The sequence below is a fragment of the Pedomonas sp. V897 genome (assembly GCF_051304405.1).
Lineage (GTDB): Bacteria > Pseudomonadota > Alphaproteobacteria > Sphingomonadales > Sphingomonadaceae > Pedomonas.
This window is the reverse complement of the sequence record NZ_JBPPGG010000002.1, coordinates 408,609-430,165: the sequence shown is the minus strand read 5'-3', so window position 1 is coordinate 430,165 and position 21,557 is coordinate 408,609. Positions and strand designations below refer to the sequence as shown.

Sequence of the window (21,557 nt, the reverse complement as noted above, 5' to 3'; positions counted from 1 at the left end):
GGTCTATTACTCCGTCGGCTCGGCAGCGGCAGGCGCTGCTTCCGGTGCGGCCTCCGCCGGGGCGGCCTCCGGCGCGGCCTCGGCCGCGACCGGGGCAGCCGGCTGAGCCGGGGCCGCAGTTTCAGTCTTGATCGTGGTCTGGGCGAGCAGCTTCTCCACCGGCGCATGCAGCGGCGCAAGGAAGCTGTTGGGGTAGACGCCCATCCAGAACACCACGGCGATGAGCGGGGCGAAGGTTGCCACCTCGCGCACGTTCAGGTCGAGGATGTTCTTGAGGCTTTCCTTGGTCAGCTCGCCATAGACCACGCGGCGGTACAGCAGCAGCATGTAGGCCGCGCCCAGGATCACGCCGGTGGCGGTGATGAACGCCACCAGGGTGCTGGCCTGGTACGCGCCGGTCATGATCAGGAACTCGCCGACGAAGCCGCTGGTGCCCGGCAGGCCGATCGAGGCCATGGTGAACACCAGGAACACGAGGGCATAGAGCGGCATGCGGTTCACGAGGCCGCCGTAGGCCGCGATCTCGCGGGTATGCATGCGGTCATAGACCACGCCGACGCAGAGGAACAGCGCGCCCGAGACGATACCGTGGGAGAGCATCTGGAAGATGGAGCCTTCCAGGCCCTGCTGGTTGAAGGCGAACAGGCCGACCGTCACGAAGCCCATGTGGGCGACCGACGAGTAGGCGATCAGCTTCTTCATGTCCTCCTGCACGATGGCGACCAGCGAGGTGTAGACGATGGCGATGACGCTCAGCGCGAACACCAGCCAGGCCAGCGCGTGGCTCGCCTCCGGGAACATGGGCAGCGAGAAGCGCAGGAAGCCGTAGCCGCCCATCTTGAGGAGCACGCCCGCCAGGATGACCGAGCCCGCCGTCGGCGCTTCCACGTGCGCGTCCGGCAGCCAGGTGTGGACCGGCCACATCGGCATCTTCACCGCGAACGAGGCGAAGAAGGCCAGCCACAGCCAGGTCTGGATGTTCGGGTCGAAGCCGTACTCCATCAGCGCCGGGATCGAGGTCGTGCCCGCCTGCCCCGCCATGTACAGCATGGCCAGCAGCATGAAGAGCGAGCCCAGCAGCGTGTAGAGGAAGAACTTGAAGCTGGCGTAGATGCGCCGCTTGCCGCCCCACACGCCGATGATGAGGTACATCGGGATCAGGCCGCCTTCGAAGAAGATGTAGAACAGGAACATGTCCAGGCTCATGAACACGCCGAACATCAGCGTTTCCATGAGCAGGAACGCGGCCATGTACTCCACCACCCGCTTCTCGATCGCCTCCCAGCTGGCCAGGATGCACAGCGGCATCAGGAAGGCCGAGAGCACCACCAGCAGCATGGAAATGCCGTCCACGCCCAGGTGGTAGGAGAAGTAGGCGCCGAGCAGCGGCACGTTCTCGACGAACTGGAAGTCCGCCGTCGAGCTGTCGAAGTTCAGCCAGAGCACCACCGACAGCGCGAAGGCCACCAGCGTGGTGATCAGGGCGGTCATGCGGGCGTTGCGCGCCCGCGCCGCTTCATCCCCGCCCGGAGCGAGCAGGATCCATGCGGCGCCGACAAGCGGCACCAGCATCATAGCCGATAGGATAGGAAAGCCGACCATGCCCCCTCACTCCGCAAACAGTTTGGGCAGGAACCAGGACACTGCCGCCGCGACGCCGATCAGCATGGCGAACGCATAGGTGAACACATAACCGGTCTGGATACGGCGGGACTTGACGGCGACCGTCGCCACGGCCGCGGACAGGCCGTCCGGCCCCAGGCCGTCGATGATCGCGCCGTCGCCCTTCTTCCAGAACACGCGGCCGAGCCACTGCGCCGGGCGCACGAACACCAGGTCATAGAGCTCGTCGAAGTACCACTTCCGGTAGAGGAAGGTGTACAGGCCGCGGAAGGTGCCCGCGAACGCCGCCGGAATGTGCGTGTTGATGATGTAGCTGTTCAGCGCCACCAGGAAGCCGACCACCATGGCCACGAACGGAGCCCAGGGCACCCAGGCCGGCAGAACGCCCGGCTCGTGCATGTGGTGCAGGATGTTGTCGCCGACCAGCTTGATCGCGCCGTTCCAGAAGGCGTCGTGCTCGTGGCCGATGAAGTACTCCTTGAACAGGTAGCCGGAGGCCACCGCGCCCACCGCCAGCACCGCCAGCGGCACCAGCATGACAAGCGGGCTCTCGTGCGGGGTGTAGCCGGCGGTGCCGGTCACCTCGTGGCCGTGATCGCCATGACCCGCCTCGCGCTCGGACTCGACCGGGTGGTCGGTCTCGGCCACGTGGCCGTGGTTGTCATGCACGTCATGGCCGTGATCGCCATGGACGGCGTGCTGGATGTGCTCCGAACCCGCCCACCGCGGCTTGCCGTGGAAGGTGAGGAACGCCAGACGCCAGGAGTAGAAGCTGGTCAGCGTCGCGGCGATGATGCCGCAGACAAAGGCGTACATGCCGACGGACGAGCCGGAGGCGTAGGCCGCCTCGAGGATGGCGTCCTTCGAGAAGTAGCCGGCGAAGTACGGGAAGCCGGTCAGCGCCAGGGTGCCGATCAGCATCATCACCCAGGTGAACGGGATCGCCTTGTAGAGGCCGCCGTAGTAGCGCATGTCCTGCTCGTGGTGCATCGCATGGATGACCGAGCCCGCGCCCAGGAACAGCAGCGCCTTGAAGAAGGCGTGCGTGAACAGGTGGAACATGGCCGCGCCATAAGCGCCCACGCCCAGCGCGAAGAACATGTAGCCCAGCTGCGAGCAGGTCGAGTAGGCGATCACGCGCTTGATGTCGTTCTGGGTGGTGCCGATGGTGGCCGCGAACAGGGCGGTCGAGGCGCCTACCACGGTCACGACCGTCAGGGCCATCGGCGCCTGCTCGAACAGCGGCGAGCAGCGGGCCACCATGAACACGCCGGCGGTCACCATGGTCGCCGCGTGGATGAGCGCCGACACCGGGGTCGGACCTTCCATCGCGTCCGGAAGCCAGGTGTGCAGGCCGAGCTGGGCCGACTTGCCCATCGCGCCCACGAACAGCAGCAGGCAGATGGTGGTCATCACATCGACGTTGTAGCCGAGGAACTCGAAGGTCTGCCCCGCCTGCCCCGGCGCCGCGGCGAAGATCGTGTCGAAGTCGATCGCGCCGAACACCATGAAGGTGGCGAACATGCCGAGCATGAAGCCGAAGTCACCCACGCGGTTGACGACGAACGCCTTCATCGCCGCAGCGTTGGCGGAGGGCTTCTGGAACCAGAAGCCGATCAGCAGGTAGGAGGCCAGACCCACGCCTTCCCAGCCGAAGAACATCTGCACCAGGTTGTCCGCCGTCACGAGCATGAGCATCGCGAAGGTGAACAGCGACAGGTACGCGAAGAACCGCGGCTGGTGCGGATCCTCCGCCATGTAGCCCCAGGAGTAGAGGTGCACCAGGGCGGAGACCGAGGTCACCACCACCAGCATCACCGCCGTCAGGGTGTCCACGCGCAGCGCCCAGTCGAACTGGAGCGCGCCGGACTGCACCCACGGCAGCACGGTGACGGTGGTTGCGTTGCCGCCCAGCGCCACGTCGAAAAACGCCACCCACGACAGGGCGCAGGAGACCGCGACCGCGCCGGTGGTGACGATCTGCGACGGGCGCAGACCGATCACGCGGCCGAACAGTCCGGCAACAACAGCCGCCAGAAGCGGCAGAAATACAATTGCCTGATACATTGCGGAACCCCGGCTCAGCCCTTCATCATGTTGATATCTTCAACCGCGATGGAGCCGCGGTTGCGGAAATAGGCAACGAGAATGGCAAGACCGATCGCCGCCTCCGCCGCAGCCACCGTCAGCACGAACATGGTGAAGACCTGCCCCACCATGTCGCCGAGGAAGCTGGAGAAGGCGACAAGGTTGATGTTGACCGACAGCAGGATGAGTTCGATCGACATCAGAATGATGATGACGTTCTTGCGGTTCACGAAGATGCCCAGGACGCCAACGACGAACAGCATCGCCGCAACGATCAGGTAATGGCCTAATCCGATCATTTTGGGTTCCTCGCCTACTCGATGCCCTGACCGGGCTGGCGCTTGACCAGCACGACGGCATCCTGGGGACGGCGTGCATTCTGGCGGCTGATGTCCTGCTTGCGGACGCCCGAACGCTGACGGTGGGTGAGCAGGATCGCACCGATCATGGCCACCAGCAGAACAATGCCGGCCGCCTGGAAGATGTAGACGTAATCGGTGTAGATCAGCGCGCCCAGGGCCTGGGTGTTGGCCACGCCCTCGGGGGCCGGAGCCCGCCGCGCCAGCTCGGCGCCGTCGGCCATGGACCAGGCGCCGCCCACAAGGATCAGCTCGGTCAGCAGCACGGCTGCCACCAGAAGGCCGATGGGCAGATAGGCTGCAAAGCCCTTCCTCAGTTCCTCGAAGTTGATGTCGAGCATCATGACCACGAAGAGGAACAGCACGGCGACCGCGCCCACGTAGACGATCACCAGGATCATCGCCAGGAACTCGGCGCCGAGGAGCACGAACAGCCCCGCCGCGTTGAAGAATGCCAAGATGAGCCAGAGCACGGAGTGCACCGGGTTCTTGGCCGTGATCACCATCAGGCCGGATACGACCACGATGGCAGAGAACAGATAAAAGGCCAGCGCGTGAGCCACGAGCCTGAGGCCCCCTCTACTTCGGTCCGTGGTGAGCCTGCCGAACCACGGACTCTGTTTCCGGTTCTGTCCGCCCCGGGACAGGCTCTTGGGGCGGACCAGCGAAATCTCGTAGCGCCCTGTTAACGGTAGGGCGCGTCCAGAGCAAGGTTCTGGGCGATCTCCCGCTCCCAACGCTCACCGTTCGCGAGCAGCTTTTCCTTGGTGTAGAACAGCTCTTCGCGGGTTTCGGTCGAGAACTCGAAGTTCGGACCCTCGACAATGGCGTCCACCGGGCAGGCTTCCTGGCAGAAGCCGCAGTAGATGCACTTGGTCATGTCGATGTCGTAGCGCGTGGTGCGGCGGGAGCCGTCCTCGCGCGGTTCGGCCTCGATGGTGATCGCCTGCGCCGGGCAGATCGCCTCGCACAGCTTGCACGCGATGCAGCGTTCCTCGCCGTTGGGATACCGGCGCAGGGCGTGCTCGCCGCGGAAGCGCGGGCTGAGCGGACCCTTCTCGAAGGGATAGTTGATCGTCGCCTTCTCCTTGAACATGTACTTGAAGGTCAAGCCCATGCCCTTGACGAACTCCTTGAGGAGCAGCGACTTGGCAGCGGATGCAAGTGACATCGTTGTAACTCCCGTCACTTCGGCAGGCTGTCGGTGAACACCAGCCAGCCGCTCACCACCACGACCCACACCAGGCTGAGCGGCAGGAACACCTTCCAGCCCAGACGCATCAGCTGATCGTAGCGGTACCTCGGCACAGTGGCTTTCACCCACGCGAAGACGAAGAAGAAGAAGAAGGCCTTGGCCAGCAGCCAGATGATGCCCGGCACGGCGTAGAGCGGCGCCCAGTTCACCGGCGGCAGCCAGCCGCCGAAGAACAGCACCGAGGTCATGACGCACATCAACAGGATGTTGGTGTACTCACCCAGCCAGAACAGGGCGAACGCCATGGACGAATACTCGGACTGATAGCCGGCCACCAGTTCGGATTCCGCCTCCGGCAGGTCGAACGGCGGGCGGTTCGTCTCGGCCAGCGCCGAGATGTAGAACACCACCGCCATCGGCAGCAGCAGCGGGTGCAGCACGAACATGTTGCCGAAGCCGAACAGCGACGCGCCCTGCTGCGCCTTGACCACGTCGTTGAGGTTGAGCGAGCCCACCATCAGCAGCACGCACACGATGACGAGACCGATGGAGACCTCGTAGGACACCATCTGCGCCGCCGAGCGCAGGCCGCCCAGGAACGGATACTTGGAGTTGGACGCCCAGCCCGACATGATGATGCCGTAAACGCCCATCGACGAGATGGCGAGCAGGTAGAGAATGCCCACGTTGATGTCCGCCAGCACCATCTCGGCCGAGAACGGAATGACCGCCCAGGCCACCAGCGCCAGCGTGAACGTGAGCATCGGCGCGAGCAGGAAGATGCCCTTGTTCGCGCCGGTCGGAATGATGGTCTCCTTCAGCGTGACCTTGAGGCCGTCCGCGAAGGACTGAAGGAGGCCGAACGGACCCACCACGTTGGGGCCCTTGCGCAGCTGCATCGCCGCCCAGATCTTGCGGTCCGCATAGACCGCCATGGCCACGATCAGCAGCAGCGGCAGAACGATCGCCAAAATCAGGGCCACGTAGGCGGCAAGAGTGCCGACCACCGGTCCCAAAAATCCCTGAAACGCCTCAACCATGGGTGCCCGTCGCCTGCGTTTGTTCGCCCAGAATCTCGCTCACACAGGCTGCCATGGTCTGGCTGGCCCGAGCGATCGGGTTCGTTTGATAGAAGTTGGTGATCGGCAGCGCAACCGGGGTGGCGGTGATGCCGCCGGCCACGCCGAACTCGCCCCAGGGCGCCGGCTGCAAGCCCGGCTGGCCCAGATGCGGCGCGATCTCCGCCATGCGGTCGCGCAGCTGGGCCAGGCTGTCATAGGGCAGCCGCTGGCCGAGCACGTCCGAGAGGGCGCGCAGAATGGTCCAGTCCTCGCGGGCGTCGCCCGGCGGGAACACGGCGCGGATGCCGCGCTGCACCCGGCCCTCGGTGTTGACCCAGGTGCCGGACTTCTCGGTATAGGCCGCGCCCGGCAGGATCACGTCCGCATGGCGGACGCCCTCGTCGCCGTGGGTGCCGATGTAGATGGTGAAGGTGTCCTTGAGGAAGCTGGTGTCGATCTCGTCGACGCCCGCCAGGAACACCGCCTTGATCGCGCCCTCGCCCACCTTGGCGCGGATCGCCTCGATGCCGCCTTCGGTGGTGAAGCCGATGTCAAGCGCACCGACGCGGGCCGCCGCCGTGTGCAGGACGTTGAAGCCGTTCCAGCCGTCCTTCACCAGGCCGAACTTGTCCGCGATCGAGCGGGCCGCCGCCAGCACCGCCGCGCCGTCGGCGCGGGCCAGCGCGCCCATGCCCAGCACCAGCATCGGCCGCTGCGCGTTCTTGAACGCTTCGGCCAGCGGGTGCGCGCCCGAGGCGATGCTCTTGAGGATCGCCAGATCCTCGCCCAGCTGCTCGACCGGATACCCCAGCTCCGCCGCCGGGCCGATGTTGACCGCGCGCGCCCGGCCCTTGCGGACCGCCTTGCGCAGGCGGGTGTTGATGAGCGGGGCCTCGACGCGCGGGTTGGTGCCGATCAGCAGAATGAAGTCGGCGGTTTCCGCACCCGCAATGGTGGTGTTGAACAGGTAGGACGCCCGCACCTTCGGGTCGACCATCGCGCCGTCGAGACGGCACTCGTGGTTGGCCGAGCCGAGGCGGTTCAGCAGGTCCTTCAGCGCCACCAGCGATTCCAGGTCCGCCAGATCACCGGCCAGGCCCGCGATCTGTTCGCCGGAGAGGCCCGCAAGGCCGGTCTTGATCGCCGCGAACGCGTCCTGCCAGGTGGCCTCCACCAGCTTGCCGTCCACGCGCACCCACGGGCGGTCGAGGCGGCGGCGGGTCAGCCCGTCCACCACATAGCGGGTCTTGTCGGAGATCCACTCCTCGTTGACCTCCTCGTTGAGGCGCGGCAGCACGCGCATCACCTCGTTGGCGCGGGCATCGACCCGGATGTTGGAGCCGACCGCGTCCATCACGTCGATGGATTCGGTCTTGGACAGCTCCCACGGACGCGCCGAGAAGGCATAGGGCTTGGAGGTCAGCGCGCCGACCGGGCAGAGGTCGATCACGTTGGCCGACAGCTCGGAGGTCACCGCCTTCTCGAGGTAGGAGGTGATCTGCATATTCTCGCCGCGGTAGATGGCGCCGATCTCCTCGACGCCCGCCACTTCCTCGGCGAAGCGGACGCAGCGGGTGCAGTGGATGCACCGGGTCATCTGCGTCTTGATCAGCGGGCCCATGTACTTCTCGGTCACGGCGCGCTTGTTCTCGGCGAAGCGGCTGAAACCGCGGCCGTAGGCCATGGCCTCGTCCTGCAGGTCGCACTCGCCGCCCTGGTCGCAGATCGGGCAGTCCAGCGGGTGGTTGATGAGGAGGAACTCCATCACCCCTTCCCGCGCCTTCTTCACCTTCGGCGTGTTGGTGTGGATCACCATGCCGTCCGCCGCCGGCATCGCGCAGGACGCGATCGGCTTGGGCGCCTTTTCCTGCTCGACAAGGCACATGCGGCAGCTGCCGGCGATCGACAGGCGTTCGTGGTAGCAGAAGCGAGGAATTTCCTTGCCCGCGGCCTCGCAGGCCTGCAGCACGGTCGCGCCGGCGGGAACCTCGACTTCAATGCCGTCAACAGTCAGTTTGGGCATGGCTTACTCCGTTACTCCGCCGCCTGCAGAGCCGCCTTGCGCCGGCTGGCGATGCGCTCTTCGATAATGGGCCGGAAGTTGCGAATAAGACCCTGGACCGGCCAGGCCGCCGCGTCGCCGAGCGCGCAGATGGTGTGGCCTTCGACCTGGGTCGAAACTTCGTACAGCATGTCGATCTCGGCCGGGTCGGCGTCGCCCTTCACCAGGCGCTCCATCACCCGCCACATCCAGCCGGTACCCTCGCGGCACGGGGTGCACTGGCCGCAGCTCTCGTGCTTGTAGAAGTAGCTTATGCGGCTGATGGCCTTGATGAGGTCGGTGGACTTGTCCATCACGATCACCGCCGCCGTGCCGAGGCCCGAGCGCAGCTCGCGCAGGGAGTCGAAGTCCATCGGCGTGTCGATGATCTGCTCGGCCGGCAGCGCCGGCACCGACGAGCCGCCCGGGATCACCGCCAGCAGATTGTCCCAGCCGCCGCGGATGCCGCCGCAGTGCTTCTCGATCAGCTCGCGGAACGGGATCGACATGCTCTCCTCCACCGTGCACGGCTTGTTCACGTGGCCGGAGATGCAGAACAGCTTGGTGCCGTGGTTGTTCGGGCGGCCGAACGAGGTGAACCAGCTGGCGCCGCGCCGCAGGATGGTCGGCGTCACCGCGATCGACTCCACGTTGTTCACCGTGGTCGGGCAGCCGAACAGGCCGACGTTGGCCGGGAACGGCGGCTTGAGGCGCGGCTGGCCCTTCTTGCCCTCGATGGACTCGATGAGCGCCGTCTCCTCGCCGCAGATGTAGGCGCCCGCGCCCCGGTGCAGGTAGACATCGAAGTCATAGCCCGAGCCGCAGGCGTTCTTGCCGATGAAGCCCTTGTCGTAGGCCTGCTGGATCGCCGCATCCAGCCGGTTGGCTTCCTGGATGAACTCGCCGCGGATGTAGATGTAGGCCGCGCGCGCCCGCATGGCGAAGCCGGCGATCAGCGCGCCCTCGATCAGCTTCTGCGGGTCGTGGCGGATGATCTCGCGGTCCTTGCAGGTGCCGGGCTCGGACTCGTCCGCGTTGATGACCAGATAGCTCGGGCGGCCATCCTTGCTCTCCTTCGGCATGAAGCTCCACTTCAGGCCGGTCGGGAAGCCCGCGCCGCCACGGCCGCGCAGGCCGGAATCCTTGATCTCCTGGATGATCGCGTCCGGGCCACGCTCAAGGATCGCCTTGGTGTTGTCCCAGTCGCCGCGCTTCATCGCGGAGTCGATGTCCCAGCCCTCATAGCCGTAGAGGTTGGTGAAGATGCGGTCTTTATCCTGCAGCATGTTCCGCCACTTACCCTTGATTCCTCAACCGGCCTCCGCCGTGCGGCCCAGGAGGCGCCGCATGGCGGATGACCGGCAAGCCTGCATCCGAGGCAATCTGTCCGCGCATCCCCGGGTTTCCGTCCGGAACCGGCCCCTGGCCAGTTCCCGGGTCAGACCCCCGCTCCGGGACGCGCGACCGCTCACGCCACCCTGTCCTTCAACGTCGTCGGGCCGCCGACGGGAGCCGAGAACTGGCGGTCCACCTGCGGGCCCGGCTTCGGCGTCTCGCCGCGCGCCAGGGCCTCGAGAATGGCCTTGGTGCTCTCGTAGGTCAGATCCTCGTAATACTCGTCGTTGATCTGCATCATCGGCGCGTTCACGCAGGCGCCGAGGCACTCCACCTCCGACAGCGTGAACAGGCCGTCGTTGGTGATCTTGCCCTTCTCCAGCCCCATGTCCTTGCAGGCGCGGAACACGTCGTCCGAGCCGCGCAGCCAGCACGGGGTGGTGCCGCACACCTGGACGTGGTGCTTGCCCACCGGGTTCAGGTTGTACATCGTGTAGAACGACGCCACCTCGTAGACCCGGATGTAGGGCATGTCGAGGTAGTTGGCGACGTACTCGATCACCGGAACCGGCAGCCAGGCGCCGCCGCCGTACTGCTGGGCCACCTGGCGCTGGGCCAGGTCGAGCAGACGCATCACCGCCGACTGCTGGCGACCGGCCGGGTAACGGGCGATCACCTCCCTGGCGAACGCTTCGTTCTCCGGGGTCCACTTGAAATCACGGCCGAAATTCGGATCGACCGAAACGGGTGCTGCGTCAGCCATCAGCGATCCACCTCACCAAACACGATATCGAGAGAGCCGAGCACCGCCGGAGCATCCGCCAGCATGTGGCCCCGGCACAGGAAGTCCATGGCGGACAGGTGCGCGAAGCCCGAGGCGCGGATGTGGCAGCGGTACGGCTTGTTGGTGCCGTCCGACACCAGATAGATGCCGAACTCGCCCTTCGGCGCTTCCACCGCCTGGTAGACCTCGCCCGCCGGAACGTGGAAGCCCTCGGTGTACAGCTTGAAGTGGTGGATCAGCGCTTCCATCGAGCGCTTCATCTCGCCACGGCGCGGCGGGGCGACCTTGCGGTCCACCGACAGCACCGGCCCGGAGGGCATCTCGTTGAGGCACTGCCGGATGATCTTGAGGCTCTGCTTCATTTCCTCGAAGCGGAGCACGTAGCGGTCGTAGCAGTCGCCGTTCTTGCCCACCACCACGTCGAAGTCCATGCGGTCATAGACGTCGTAGGGCTGGGCCTTGCGCAGATCCCAGGGGATGCCCGAGCCGCGCAGCATCGGGCCGGAGAAGCCCCACGCCATGGCGTCCTCGGCGGAGATCACGCCGATGTCCACGTTGCGCTGCTTGAAGATGCGGTTGTCGAGCAGCAGGGTCTCGAGGTCGGAGAGCACCTGCGGGAAGGTCTCCGTCCAGTCCCAGATGTCCTTGGCCAGCTCCGGCGTCATGTCCTGGTGGACACCGCCCGGGCGGAAGTAGGCCGCGTGCATGCGGGCGCCCGACACGCGCTCATAGAACACCATGAGCTTCTCGCGCTCCTCGAAGCCCCACAGGATCGGCGTCAGCGCGCCCACGTCCATGGCGTGGGTGCAGACGTTCATCAGGTGGTTGAGGATGCGGGTGATCTCGGACCACAGCACGCGCATGTACTGGGCGCGCAGCGGCACCTCCAGACCCAGCAGGCGCTCCACCGCCAGCACGTAGGCGTGCTCCTGGCACATGGGCGACACGTAGTCGAGCCGGTCCATGTACGGCAGCGCCTGAAGGTAGGTCTTGTACTCCGCCAGCTTCTCGGTGCCGCGGTGCAGAAGGCCGATGTGCGGGTCCACCCGCTCGATCACCTCGCCGTCGAGCTCCAGCACCATGCGGAGCACGCCGTGGGCCGCCGGGTGCTGCGGACCGAAGTTGAGGCTGTAGTTCTGGATATCGATTTCTGCCATGGGCCTAGCCCTGCTTCTGTCCAGCCTCGGCGGCCTTTTCGTCGCCGGGCAGAATGTACTGAGCGCCTTCCCAGGGGCTGAGGAAGTCGAAGTTGCGGAAGTCCTGGCGCAGATCCACCGGTTCGTAGATCACGCGCTTCTGCTCCTCCGAGAACCGGACTTCCACATAGCCGGTCAGCGGGAAGTCCTTGCGCAGCGGGAAGCCCTGGAAGCCGTAGTCCGTCAGGATACGGCGCAGGTCCGGGTGGCCCTCGAACAGCACGCCGAACATGTCCCACACCTCGCGCTCGAACCAGTTGGCCGAGGGGAACACGGAGGTGGCGGAGGCGACCGGGGTGGCCTCGTCCGTCATTACCCGCACCCGCAGGCGCAGGTTATGCTTGTAGGACAGCAGGTGGTAGAGAACGTCGAACCGCTCCGGCCGGTCGGGGTAGTCCGCCCCGCACACGTCCATCAGCGACTTGAACATCAGCGCCGGATCATCCCGCAGGGTGGTGAGCACGTCGAGGATGGCCTCGCGCTTCACCAGCAGCGTGACTTCGCCATAGGCGACCGTCGCCTCGATCAGCGCATCGCCGAGCTTCTCGGTGCAGGCCTGCACCAGCGTCCCGATCCGCTCTTCGGTCGGTAACCAGGAGGTCAAAGCGATCATCGTTCAATCGTCCCTTCCCGCCGAATCTTCTTCTGGAGCAGCAGGATGCCGTACAGCAGCGCTTCCGCCGTCGGCGGGCAGCCCGGCACGTAGATGTCCACCGGAACGATCCGGTCGCAGCCGCGCACCACGGAATAGCTGTAGTGGTAGTAGCCCCCGCCGTTGGCGCACGAGCCCATGGAGATGACGTAACGCGGCTCCGGCATCTGGTCGTAGAGACGGCGCAGCGCCGGGGCCATCTTGTTGGTCAGCGTGCCGGCCACGATCATCACGTCCGACTGACGCGGCGAGGCGCGCGGGGCGACGCCGAAGCGCTCCAGGTCGTAGCGCGGCATGTTGGTGTGCATCATTTCCACGGCGCAACAGGCGAGGCCGAACGACATCCACCAGAGCGAGCCCGTGCGCGCCCACTGGATGAGGTCTTCCGCCTTGGTGACCAGGAAACCCTTGTCGGTCAGTTCCTTGTTCAGGTCGTTAAAGAACTGATCGTTCTGCGCAGGGGTCAGGGCCATGCCCGACGCCGAGCCCGACGACTGCATCGCGGTAGCGCTTGCCATGGGTTGATTTACTCCCATTCCAACGCCCCCTTCTTCCACTCATAGACAAACCCGATGGTCAGCACCCCGAGGAAGCAGATCATCGACCAGAACCCGAAAACGCCGATGGTGCCGAGGCTGACCGCCCACGGGAACAGGAAGGCGATTTCCAGGTCGAAGATGATGAACAGGATCGAGACCAGATAGAACCGCACGTCGAACTTGCGACGGGCGTCATCGAACGCCTCGAATCCGCATTCGTAGGCGGCCAGTTTTTCCGGGTCAGGATTCTGCGTGCCGCCCAGCGAGCTGATGATGACGGGCAAGGCGACGAAGATTCCAGAAAAGACGACTGCGATTCCGAGGAAGATCAGAATCGGCAAATATGACTGCGCGACCTCAGGCATGAGACTCGTTACCTCCGCTCTTGGCGGCACCCTTTAGCACCCACCGCCATTCGCGCAAGGGGGCGCGGCCAAAAAGGTTCAGTTCGGCCCTATTTCCGGGGCCAAAACGGATGCAATTCATTCTCAGGAACTGTTACGGCGCTCCAACGGCCCCGGGAACGCGGTGCTGGCCCCCGTATAGATCGGGAGTCGCCCCCGGCATGGCAACCCTGCCCGGACCACATAGCGCCTCTTTCGGCCTCGAAAAGGCACGGCTCGAAACACCCGCCGGAAACCGCCCCTCCCCGCGCGTAAAAAGCGCCAAAAACGAACAGGGCGGGACCCTGCGGCCCAGCCCTGCTTTCCCGTCCGTAATGGCTGTCCGGGCGCGGTCTCAGCCCCGCTGCGCCTTGATCGCCTGGGCCACCAGCTTGTGCAGGCGCGACTGCAGGTGGGTGTTGCCCGCCACGATATCGCCCGTCGCCAGCATCTGCTCGCCGCCGCGGAAGTCGGAGACGAAGCCGCCCGCCTCGCGGATCAGGAGGATGCCCGCCGCCATGTCCCACGGCATGAGGTTGTCCTCCCAGAAGGCATCGAACCGGCCGGCCGCCACATAGGCGAGGTCAAGGCTGGCCGCGCCGAACCGGCGCACGCCCGCCACTTCCTTCATCACCGCCGACAGGATGGCGTTGAAGCGCTCGTGGTCACCGTGGCCGTGGTAGGGAATGCCGGTCGCCACCACCGCCTGCCGCAGGTCCTGGCGGCCCGAGACGCGCAGGCGCCGCTCGCCCAGCCACGCGCCCTTGCCCTTCTCGGCCCAGAAGGTCTCGTCGGTCAGCGGGTTGTAGACCACACCCGCCACGATCTCCCCGTGCTCTTCGAGCGCAACCGAGATGCCGTAGTGCGGGATGCCGTGGAGGAAGTTGGTGGTGCCGTCCAGCGGATCGACGATCCAGCGCGGCATGTCTGGCGTGCTGCCCGCCTCCTCGCCCGATTCTTCCATCAGGAAGCCGAAGTCCGGCCGGGCGCGCTTCAACTCTTCCTTCAGAACGCGCTCCGCCTTCTGGTCGGCCGCGCTCACGAAGTCGGCCGGGCCTTTCCGGCTGACCTGAAGCTGTTCCACCTCGCCGAAGTCACGCCGAAGGCTGCTGCCGGCCTTGCGGACGGCGCGTTCAATGACGGTAATCAGGGCAGATCGTATCGGCATGCGTAGTCCTTCAAACCAAAAGCCCTCTCCCCGTGTCCTCCCCGCACCAGATACGCCGGGTGCGGCAAGGCTCAAGGGAGAGGGCTGTACACCATGTTACACGCGCGGGGACGATCAGTCCGCGCGGCGGACGTATTCCCGCTCGTAAACGTTGACGACGATCTTCTCGCCCGTCTCGATGAACGGCGGCACCATCACGCGCACGCCATTCTCCAGCTTGGCCGGCTTGTAGGAGGAGGCGGCAGTCTGGCCCTTCACCACCGGGTCGGCCTCGGCCACTTCCAGGGTCACCTGCTCCGGCAGGCGCACGGTCACCGGGCGCTCCTCGATGAACTCGATCACCACCTGCATGCCGTCGGCGAGGAAGTCGATTTCCTCGTCCATGATGTCGGCCGGAATGACGATCTGGTCGAAGGTCGCGGTGTCCATGAAGGTCAGCTGGTCGCCGTCCCGGAACAGGAACTGGTAGTCCTTCGGGTCGAGGCGCACGCGCTCCACGGTCTCGGAGGAGCGGAAGCGGTTGTTGCTCTTGCGGCCGTCATAGACGTTCTTCAGCTCCACCTGCATGTAGGCGCCGCCCTTGCCGGGCTGGGTGTGCTGAATCTTGACGGCGCGCCAGTGCGAGCCCTCGAATTCGATGATGTTGCCGGGGCGAATATCAACGCCGCTGATCTTCATGTGGTTGTACCCTGATGTAGCTGAGCGATCGAAAGTTGGCGCGGCTTCTAGCAGGTCGGCGCCCTCAGCGCAATCGACCCCGCATCGATCCGGCCCGCGTCGGACTGGTTCCCCTGCCCGGCCGCCCTGCCCCGTCTAGTTCTCGTCGAACAGGCGGTTGAAGGCGGCAACGGCCGCCGCCGGGCCCTCCGGATGGGACCAGACACCGGCGGAGACCGCAAGGAAATCCGCCCCCGCCACCACCAGCGGCTCGGCGTTTTCCGTCGTGATGCCGCCGATGGCGACGCACGGCAGCTCGGACAGCGCCACCCACCAGGTCAGGATCTCGGGTTCGACGAAATAGTCCGGCGTCTTGGTCTCGGTCGGATAGAAGGCGCCGAAGGCCACATAGTCGGCCCCCGCCTCGCCCGCCTCCATCGCCAGATGGCGGCTGTTGTGGCAGGTCACGCCGATGGTCCGGTCCGCCCCCAGCAGCTTGCGGGCCTCGGCCACCGAGCCGTCGGACTGGCCCAGGTGCACGCCTTCCGCGCCCGCCTTCTTCGCCAGATCCGCCCGGTCGTTGATGATGAGCGCCACCTCCGCCTCCTCGCACACCGGCAGGAGCGCCTCGGCCGCCCGCAGGACCTCGTCGTCCGGCACGTCCTTGAGGCGCAGTTGCAGGGCCGCGACCGGCCCGCCCTCCAGCGCCTGGCGGAAGACCTTCACGAAGTCCGGCACCACGATCTTCGGCGGGGTGACAAGATAGAGCTGGCACGGCGGGCGCGGGTCATCGCGGCCGATCTCGGTGATGTCGATGCCGTCTGCGTCGTCCCAATCCGTCATGCCTGCCTCCACTCGCTTTAACATGATTGCAGGAGGGGCCCGGTCCCTCCTGCACCTCCCGTTCGATGACCGGGCCGGGTTCCCGCAGCCTCATCCTGCCTGTCGTCAGGCTGATCGGCAACGGGCGGGCTCGGCCCCGAACTCAAGGGAGGCGCAGGAGGGGCAAACCCCTCCTGCGAAGCAAAATGCCCTGCCCAGTACCGCGGGCAGCGTCTCTCCAGGCTATTCCTTGCCCAGGTAGATGTTGACGATCTTGTTCAGCATGGCCAGCGCTTCCTCGCGCGGACGCTGGAACACGTTGCGGCCGATGATCGAGCCGTTGCCGCCGCCGTCGCGGATGGCGCGGGCGTCCTCGTACACCGAGTCAGCGCCCTTGGTCGCGCCGCCCGAGAACACCACCAGACGGCGGCCGTTGAACGCCGCCTGCATGACGTGCTCGACGCGCTTGGCCTGCGAGGACAGGTCGATCTTGTGCTTCTCGTAGACCTTCTTGGCTTCCGGCTGCTCCAGGTAGTCGGACGGCAGCTTCACCTTGATGATGTGGGCGCCCATCAGCGCGGCCATGTGGGCGGCATAGGCGCACACGTCCATGGCGGTCTCGCCGTCCTTGGAGAGGTCGCCGCCGCGCGGATACGACCACAGCACCACGGCCAGACCCACCGACTTGGCCTCCTCGGCCAGGTCGCGGAACTCTTCCATCATGTTGTAGCAGTCATCCGAGCCCGGATAGATGGTGAAGCCGATGGCCGAGCAGCCCAGCTTCAGCGCGTCGTTGACCGTGGCGGTCACGGCCTGGTCCTTCAGGCGCGACAGCGAGTTGGCCGAGTTCATCTTGAGGATGAGCGGGATCTGGCCGGCGACGCGGTCAGCCACCGCCTCCATCATGCCCAGCGGCGTGGCGTAGGCATTGAGGCCGGCGTCGATGGCGAGCTGCGGGTGGTAGAACGGATCATAGGCCGGCGGGTTCGGCGCGAACGAACGGGCCGGGCCGTGCTCGAAGCCCTGGTCGACCGGCAGGATCACCATCTTGCCCGTGCCGCCCAGCTTGCCCGTGCCGAGAATGCGGGCCAGGTTCGCCTTGGTGCCGGCGTTGTCGCTCTCGTACCACGACAGAATTTCCTTAACGCGCTTCGTCACCTTCATAGTGGAATCCCTCGTCGAATGTTTTTCTGTTCACTGCTCGCGGCCTGCTTACAGGACAGGCCCGGTTACGGAAACTCAAAAAGGGCGAAGAGCCCCAGCCTTACCGCTTCAGGGCCTCGACGCCCGGCAGCTCCTTGCCTTCCATCCATTCGAGGAAGGCGCCGCCCGCGGTCGAGACAAAGCTGAAGTCCTGCGCCACGCCCGCGTGGTTGAGCGCCGCAACCGTGTCGCCGCCGCCCGCCACCGACAGGAGCCCGCCGCCCTGGGTCAGGGCCGCGGCCGTGCGGGCCAGCGCCACCGTTGCCTTGTCGAACGGCGTGGTCTCGAACGCGCCCAGCGGGCCGTTCCACACCAGGGTCTTGCACACCTTGAGCACGTCACCCAGCGCCTCGACGGCGGCCGGGCCCACGTCGAGGATCATCTCGTCGTCGGCCACCTCGTGCACGTTGACGACGCGGTTCTCCGCATTGGCCTTGAACTCCTTGGCCACCACCACGTCATACGGCAGGTGGACGGTGCAGCCCGCCTCCTCCGCCCTGGCGAGGATGGCGAGCGCCGTCTCGGCTAGGTCGTGCTCGCACAGCGACTTGCCCACCTTGACGCCGCGCGCGGCGAGGAAGGTGTTGGCCATGCCCCCGCCGATGATGAGGTGATCCACCTTGCCGACCAGGTTGGTCAGCACGTCCAGCTTGGAGGAGACCTTCGCGCCGCCGACCACGGCCGCCACCGGACGCTCCGGGTTGCCAAGGCCGTTCTCCAGCGCGTTCAGCTCCTTCTCCATGGAGCGGCCCGCATAGGCCGGCAGCAGGTGCGCCAGGCCCTCGGTCGAGGCATGGGCGCGGTGCGCGGCCGAGAAGGCGTCGTTGACGTAGATGTCGCCGAGTTTCGCCATGCCCTTGGCCAGATCGGGGTCGTTCTTTTCCTCGCCCGCGTGGAAGCGGGTGTTCTCCAGCACGGCGACCGCGCCGGCCGGGAGCGCGGCAACCGCCGCTTCCGCCTCGGCACCCACGCAGTCATCGATGAAGGCAACCTCGCGGCCCAGCACCTCACCCAGCGCCGCCGCGATCGGCTTCAGCGACATCTCGGGGACGCGCTTGCCCTTGGGACGGTCGAAGTGGCTGAGGACCAGAACCGTGGCCCCCTTGGCCAGCAGGTCCCGGATGGTCGGCGCGGTGGCCGCCAGGCGGGTGGTGTCGGTGACACGGCCGTCCTGCACCGGCACGTTGAGGTCCGACCGCAGGAGAACCTTCTTGCCCGTCAGGTCGCCCAGATCGTCGAGGGTCGCGAAGCTTGCCATTGGAATTGCCCCTTACGAACAGAACAGACCCCCGCCGAAGCGGGGGTCCCTTTATTTCCCAGCCGATGTGGTTCGCTTAGCCGACGTTGGCCATGGCCACGGCCGTGTCGCTCATCCGGTTGGAGAAGCCCCACTCGTTGTCGTACCAGGTGAGGATGCGGACGAAGCGCTTGTCGATGACCTGGGTCTGCGTCGCATCGAAGTTGGACGAGAACGGGCTGTGGTTGAAGTCGATGGACACCAGGTCCTCGGTCACGTAGCCCAGCACGCCCTTGAGCGGACCCTCGGCCGCGGCGGCGCGGATGGCCTCGTTGATCTCCTCGGCGGTCACGTCGCGACCGGCGTCGAAGGTCAGGTCCACCACCGACACGTTCGGGGTCGGCACGCGGATCGAGGTGCCGTCCAGCTTGCCCTTCAGCTCCGGCAGCACCAGGCCCAGGGCCTTGGCAGCGCCGGTGGAGGTCGGGATCATCGACAGGGCGGCCGCGCGGGCGCGGCGGCGATCCTTGTGCACCTGATCCAGAATGCGCTGGTCATTGGTGTAGGCATGGATGGTGGTCATGTAGCCGCGCTCGATGCCCACGGTCTCGTGCAGCACCTTGGCGACCGGCGCCAGGCAGTTGGTGGTGCAGGACGCGTTGGAGACGATCTTGTGCTCCGGCTTCAGGTTCTGGTGGTTCACGCCGTAAACCACCGTGATGTCCTCACCCTTGGCCGGCGCGGAGATCAGAACCTTCTTCGCGCCCGCATCCAGGTGAGCCTTCGCCTTGTCCGCATCGGTGAAGAGGCCGGTGCACTCGAAGGCGATGTCCACGCCCAGATCCTTGTGCGGCAGCTTGGACGGGTCCCGCTCGGCGGTGACCACGATCTCCTGACCGTTGACGACGATCTTGTTGCCCTTCACCTCGACGGTGCCGGGGAAGATGCCGTGCACGGAGTCGTACTTCAGCAGGTGGGCATTGTCCTCGGTCGAGGCCAGGTCGTTGATCGCCACCACCTGAACGTCGGTGCGACCCGACTCGAAAATCGCCCGCAGAACATTGCGGCCGATACGCCCAAAGCCATTAATTGCCACCCGCACGGTCATTTCCGCTTCTCCCTAGAGTTTCACGCGCCACGAATCAGGACGAATCTGGCGCGCCTATAACGCAGCCGTTACCGCTTCCGCAATCTTGTTCGCCGTCAAGCCGAAGAAATCATAGAGGTCCTCGGCCGGGGCGCTGGCGCCGAAGCGATCGATGCCGAGAACAAGGCCGTCAGCACCCACATATTTCTCCCAGCCGAACGGGGAAGCGGCTTCCACCGCCACCTTGAGCGTGCCCGGCTTCAGAACGTCGCGGCGATACTCGGCCGGCTGGGCGTCGAACAGCTCCCACGAGGGCATGGAGACCACGTCGGCCGCAACGCCCTTCTCCGCCAGGATATCCGCCGCCTGAAGGGCAATATGGACCTCCGACCCCGTCGCGATAAGGGTCACGCGGGCATTTGCCGCGTCGCGCAGGCGGTAGGCGCCGCGGGCCGAGCGGTTCTCGGCGGCGTCACTGCGCACCTGCGGCACATTCTGACGGGTCAACGCCAGGATCGAGGGGCCGTGCGCGTTCTCCAGCGCCAGCTGCCAGCACTCGGCGGTCTCCACCGCGTCGGCCGGGCGGAACACCTTCACGTTCGGCATGGCGCGGAACGACGCCAGATGCTCGATCGGCTGGTGGGTCGGACCGTCCTCGCCGAGGCCGATGGAATCGTGGGTCATCACGTAGACCACCCGCTGGTGCTGGATGGCCGACAGACGGATCGCCGGGCGGCAGTAGTCGGTGAACACGAGGAACGTGCCGCCGTAGGGAATGACGCCGCCGTGCAGCGCAAGGCCGTTCATGGCCGCCGCCATGCCGAACTCGCGGATGCCGTAGTGGATGTAGCGGCCGCCGTAGTTGCCCTTGTCGAGGATCGCCTGGCCCTTGGTCTTGGTGTTGTTGGAGCCGGTCAGGTCCGCCGAGCCGCCCACGGTCTCCGGCAGGGCCGCGTTGATCGCCTCCAGCGCCATCTCCGAGGCCTTGCGGGTCGCCACCTTCTGCGGGTTGGCGATGAGGCCGTCGATGTAGGCCTTGATCGCCTCGCGGAAGTTGGCGGGCAGCTCGCCGCGCATGCGGCGCTCGAACTCGGCGCGCACGTCGGCCGGGGCCTTGGCCAGCCGCTCGGCCCAGGCGGCGCGATCGGCCGCGCCGCGCTTGCCGGCCTCGCGCCAGGCGTTCAGCACGTCGGCCGGAATCTCGAACGGCGCGTGGCTCCAGCCCAGGGCCTCGCGGGCGGCAGCGACTTCGCTCGCACCCAGCGGCGAGCCGTGGGTGGCCGAGGTGCCCTGCTTGTTGGGCGCGCCGTAGCCGATGACGGTCTTGCAGCCGATCAGCGACGGGCGCGGATCAAGCTGGGCGGCGCGGATCGCTTTCTCGACCGCCTCCGGGTCATGGCCGTCAACGGACTGGACATGCCAGCCGGCGGCCTCGAAGCGTTTCGCCATGTCCTCGGACGAGGCCAGCGAGATCGGGCCGTCGATGGAGATGTTGTTGTCGTCCCACAGCACGATCAGGCGGCCAAGGCCCAGGTGACCCGCCAGCGAGATCGCCTCCTGGCTGACGCCTTCCATGAGGCAGCCGTCGCCCGCGATCACGTAGGTGTAGTGGTTGACGAGGTCATCGCCGAACTGGGCGTTCAGGTGACGCTCGGCAAGCGCAAAGCCCACGGAGGTGGCCAGGCCCTGCCCCAGCGGGCCGGTGGTCATCTCCACGCCCGGCAGCTCGCCGTATTCCGGGTGGCCGGCGCACGGGCTGTGCAGCTGGCGGAAGTTCTTGATGTCCTCGATCGTCGGCCGCTCGTAGCCGGTGAGATACAGCAGCGAGTAGATCAGCATCGAGCCGTGGCCGGCCGAGAGGATGAAGCGGTCGCGGTCAGCCCAGTGGGAGTCGCTCGGGTCGTACTTCATCACCCGGGTGAACAGGACGGTCGCCACATCGGCCATGCCCATCGGCATGCCGGGGTGACCCGATTTGGCTTTCTCGACCGCATCCATGCTGAGGGCACGGATGGCATTGGCCATATCTTTATGTGAGACAGTCATGGCACTCGCTGCGATTGGACGCTGAAAAAATTGGGCGCACAATAGGCGCGGGCGCGGCCACGTCAACTCCGCCGAAGCGTA

20 protein-coding genes are annotated in these 21,557 nt (G+C 66.1%); all 20 read right to left on the bottom strand.

Annotation, left to right across the window (positions count from 1 at the left end):
* Nucleotides 1-6 precede the first annotated feature (6 nt).
* Nucleotides 7-1,602, bottom strand: coding sequence for an NADH-quinone oxidoreductase subunit M (locus ACSJJU_RS07990; RefSeq protein ID WP_435914818.1), 1,596 nt, complete (start codon nucleotides 1,600-1,602; stop codon nucleotides 7-9).
* Nucleotides 1,603-1,608: 6 nt separating this feature from the next.
* A complete protein-coding gene (nuoL, locus tag ACSJJU_RS07985) occupies nucleotides 1,609-3,690 on the bottom strand; it encodes an NADH-quinone oxidoreductase subunit L (protein ID WP_435914817.1) in 2,082 nt (693 codons plus the stop codon).
* Nucleotides 3,691-3,704: 14 nt separating this feature from the next.
* Entirely contained in the window at nucleotides 3,705-4,010 is a 306-nt protein-coding gene (nuoK, locus tag ACSJJU_RS07980; RefSeq protein ID WP_435914816.1) for an NADH-quinone oxidoreductase subunit NuoK, read from the bottom strand.
* Between the two features lie 14 nt (nucleotides 4,011-4,024).
* Nucleotides 4,025-4,633: an NADH-quinone oxidoreductase subunit J gene (locus ACSJJU_RS07975; protein ID WP_435914815.1), complete on the bottom strand. Its 609-nt coding sequence runs from the start codon at nucleotides 4,631-4,633 to the stop codon at nucleotides 4,025-4,027.
* 122 nt (nucleotides 4,634-4,755) lie between these two features.
* Entirely contained in the window at nucleotides 4,756-5,241 is a 486-nt protein-coding gene (nuoI, locus tag ACSJJU_RS07970; RefSeq protein WP_435914814.1) for an NADH-quinone oxidoreductase subunit NuoI, read from the bottom strand.
* Nucleotides 5,242-5,255: 14 nt separating this feature from the next.
* On the bottom strand, nucleotides 5,256-6,305 hold the full coding sequence (gene nuoH, locus ACSJJU_RS07965; protein WP_435914813.1) for an NADH-quinone oxidoreductase subunit NuoH: 1,050 nt from the start codon (nucleotides 6,303-6,305) through the stop codon (nucleotides 5,256-5,258).
* Nucleotides 6,298-8,349, bottom strand: coding sequence for an NADH-quinone oxidoreductase subunit NuoG (gene nuoG, locus ACSJJU_RS07960; RefSeq protein WP_435914811.1), 2,052 nt, complete (start codon nucleotides 8,347-8,349; stop codon nucleotides 6,298-6,300). Before nuoG ends, nuoH begins: the two co-directional genes overlap by 8 nt.
* A gap of 11 nt (nucleotides 8,350-8,360) precedes the next feature.
* A complete protein-coding gene (nuoF, locus tag ACSJJU_RS07955; RefSeq protein WP_435914810.1) occupies nucleotides 8,361-9,653 on the bottom strand; it encodes an NADH-quinone oxidoreductase subunit NuoF in 1,293 nt (430 codons plus the stop codon).
* A gap of 182 nt (nucleotides 9,654-9,835) precedes the next feature.
* The gene (gene nuoE / locus ACSJJU_RS07950) at nucleotides 9,836-10,465 is read right to left on the bottom strand and encodes an NADH-quinone oxidoreductase subunit NuoE (RefSeq protein ID WP_435914809.1); all 630 of its coding nucleotides are present in this window, start codon (nucleotides 10,463-10,465) and stop codon (nucleotides 9,836-9,838) included.
* A complete protein-coding gene (locus ACSJJU_RS07945; RefSeq protein ID WP_435914808.1) occupies nucleotides 10,465-11,643 on the bottom strand; it encodes an NADH-quinone oxidoreductase subunit D in 1,179 nt (392 codons plus the stop codon). The genes nuoE and ACSJJU_RS07945 overlap by 1 nt, the downstream gene beginning before the upstream one ends.
* Before the next feature lie 4 nt (nucleotides 11,644-11,647).
* The gene (locus tag ACSJJU_RS07940) at nucleotides 11,648-12,295 is read right to left on the bottom strand and encodes an NADH-quinone oxidoreductase subunit C (RefSeq protein WP_435914807.1); all 648 of its coding nucleotides are present in this window, start codon (nucleotides 12,293-12,295) and stop codon (nucleotides 11,648-11,650) included.
* On the bottom strand, nucleotides 12,292-12,834 hold the full coding sequence (locus ACSJJU_RS07935; protein ID WP_435915077.1) for a NuoB/complex I 20 kDa subunit family protein: 543 nt from the start codon (nucleotides 12,832-12,834) through the stop codon (nucleotides 12,292-12,294). The genes ACSJJU_RS07940 and ACSJJU_RS07935 overlap by 4 nt, the downstream gene beginning before the upstream one ends.
* Before the next feature lie 26 nt (nucleotides 12,835-12,860).
* Nucleotides 12,861-13,238: an NADH-quinone oxidoreductase subunit A gene (locus ACSJJU_RS07930; RefSeq protein ID WP_435914806.1), complete on the bottom strand. Its 378-nt coding sequence runs from the start codon at nucleotides 13,236-13,238 to the stop codon at nucleotides 12,861-12,863.
* 373 nt (nucleotides 13,239-13,611) lie between these two features.
* Nucleotides 13,612-14,424 (bottom strand): inositol monophosphatase family protein, encoded by an 813-nt coding sequence (locus ACSJJU_RS07925; RefSeq protein ID WP_435914805.1) that lies wholly within the window; start codon nucleotides 14,422-14,424, stop codon nucleotides 13,612-13,614.
* A gap of 114 nt (nucleotides 14,425-14,538) precedes the next feature.
* Entirely contained in the window at nucleotides 14,539-15,102 is a 564-nt protein-coding gene (gene efp / locus ACSJJU_RS07920; RefSeq protein ID WP_435914804.1) for an elongation factor P, read from the bottom strand.
* Between the two features lie 135 nt (nucleotides 15,103-15,237).
* Nucleotides 15,238-15,924: a thiamine phosphate synthase gene (thiE, locus tag ACSJJU_RS07915; protein ID WP_435914803.1), complete on the bottom strand. Its 687-nt coding sequence runs from the start codon at nucleotides 15,922-15,924 to the stop codon at nucleotides 15,238-15,240.
* 222 nt (nucleotides 15,925-16,146) lie between these two features.
* Nucleotides 16,147-17,067, bottom strand: coding sequence for a class I fructose-bisphosphate aldolase (locus tag ACSJJU_RS07910; RefSeq protein ID WP_435914802.1), 921 nt, complete (start codon nucleotides 17,065-17,067; stop codon nucleotides 16,147-16,149).
* 100 nt (nucleotides 17,068-17,167) lie between these two features.
* Nucleotides 17,168-18,364 (bottom strand): phosphoglycerate kinase, encoded by a 1,197-nt coding sequence (locus tag ACSJJU_RS07905; RefSeq protein WP_435914801.1) that lies wholly within the window; start codon nucleotides 18,362-18,364, stop codon nucleotides 17,168-17,170.
* A 76-nt stretch (nucleotides 18,365-18,440) separates the two neighbouring features.
* Nucleotides 18,441-19,451 carry a type I glyceraldehyde-3-phosphate dehydrogenase gene (gene gap / locus ACSJJU_RS07900; RefSeq protein ID WP_435914800.1) on the bottom strand — a complete coding sequence of 337 codons (1,011 nt, stop codon included), beginning with the start codon at nucleotides 19,449-19,451 and terminating at the stop codon, nucleotides 18,441-18,443.
* Nucleotides 19,452-19,505: 54 nt separating this feature from the next.
* Nucleotides 19,506-21,476, bottom strand: coding sequence for a transketolase (gene tkt, locus ACSJJU_RS07895; RefSeq protein WP_435914799.1), 1,971 nt, complete (start codon nucleotides 21,474-21,476; stop codon nucleotides 19,506-19,508).
* Nucleotides 21,477-21,557: the final 81 nt, after the last annotated feature.

Excerpts from the sequence above, each read along its gene's own strand:
- ACSJJU_RS07990 (WP_435914818.1), bottom strand. The coding sequence starts at position 1,602 with ATGGTCGGCTTTCCTATCCTATCGGCTATGATGCTGGTGCCGCTTGTC.
- nuoL (WP_435914817.1), bottom strand. The coding sequence starts at position 3,690 with ATGTATCAGGCAATTGTATTTCTGCCGCTTCTGGCGGCTGTTGTTGCC.
- nuoK (WP_435914816.1), bottom strand. The coding sequence starts at position 4,010 with ATGATCGGATTAGGCCATTACCTGATCGTTGCGGCGATGCTGTTCGTC.
- nuoI (WP_435914814.1), bottom strand. The coding sequence starts at position 5,241 with ATGTCACTTGCATCCGCTGCCAAGTCGCTGCTCCTCAAGGAGTTCGTC.
- nuoH (WP_435914813.1), bottom strand. The coding sequence starts at position 6,305 with ATGGTTGAGGCGTTTCAGGGATTTTTGGGACCGGTGGTCGGCACTCTT.
- nuoG (WP_435914811.1), bottom strand. The coding sequence starts at position 8,349 with ATGCCCAAACTGACTGTTGACGGCATTGAAGTCGAGGTTCCCGCCGGC.
- nuoF (WP_435914810.1), bottom strand. The coding sequence starts at position 9,653 with ATGCTGCAGGATAAAGACCGCATCTTCACCAACCTCTACGGCTATGAG.
- nuoE (WP_435914809.1), bottom strand. The coding sequence starts at position 10,465 with ATGGCTGACGCAGCACCCGTTTCGGTCGATCCGAATTTCGGCCGTGAT.
- ACSJJU_RS07945 (WP_435914808.1), bottom strand. The coding sequence starts at position 11,643 with ATGGCAGAAATCGATATCCAGAACTACAGCCTCAACTTCGGTCCGCAG.
- ACSJJU_RS07940 (WP_435914807.1), bottom strand. The coding sequence starts at position 12,295 with ATGATCGCTTTGACCTCCTGGTTACCGACCGAAGAGCGGATCGGGACG.
- ACSJJU_RS07935 (WP_435915077.1), bottom strand. The coding sequence starts at position 12,834 with ATGCAGTCGTCGGGCTCGGCGTCGGGCATGGCCCTGACCCCTGCGCAG.
- ACSJJU_RS07930 (WP_435914806.1), bottom strand. The coding sequence starts at position 13,238 with ATGCCTGAGGTCGCGCAGTCATATTTGCCGATTCTGATCTTCCTCGGA.
- ACSJJU_RS07925 (WP_435914805.1), bottom strand. The coding sequence starts at position 14,424 with ATGCCGATACGATCTGCCCTGATTACCGTCATTGAACGCGCCGTCCGC.
- efp (WP_435914804.1), bottom strand. The coding sequence starts at position 15,102 with ATGAAGATCAGCGGCGTTGATATTCGCCCCGGCAACATCATCGAATTC.
- thiE (WP_435914803.1), bottom strand. The coding sequence starts at position 15,924 with ATGACGGATTGGGACGACGCAGACGGCATCGACATCACCGAGATCGGC.
- ACSJJU_RS07910 (WP_435914802.1), bottom strand. The coding sequence starts at position 17,067 with ATGAAGGTGACGAAGCGCGTTAAGGAAATTCTGTCGTGGTACGAGAGC.
- ACSJJU_RS07905 (WP_435914801.1), bottom strand. The coding sequence starts at position 18,364 with ATGGCAAGCTTCGCGACCCTCGACGATCTGGGCGACCTGACGGGCAAG.
- gap (WP_435914800.1), bottom strand. The coding sequence starts at position 19,451 with ATGACCGTGCGGGTGGCAATTAATGGCTTTGGGCGTATCGGCCGCAAT.
- tkt (WP_435914799.1), bottom strand. The coding sequence starts at position 21,476 with ATGACTGTCTCACATAAAGATATGGCCAATGCCATCCGTGCCCTCAGC.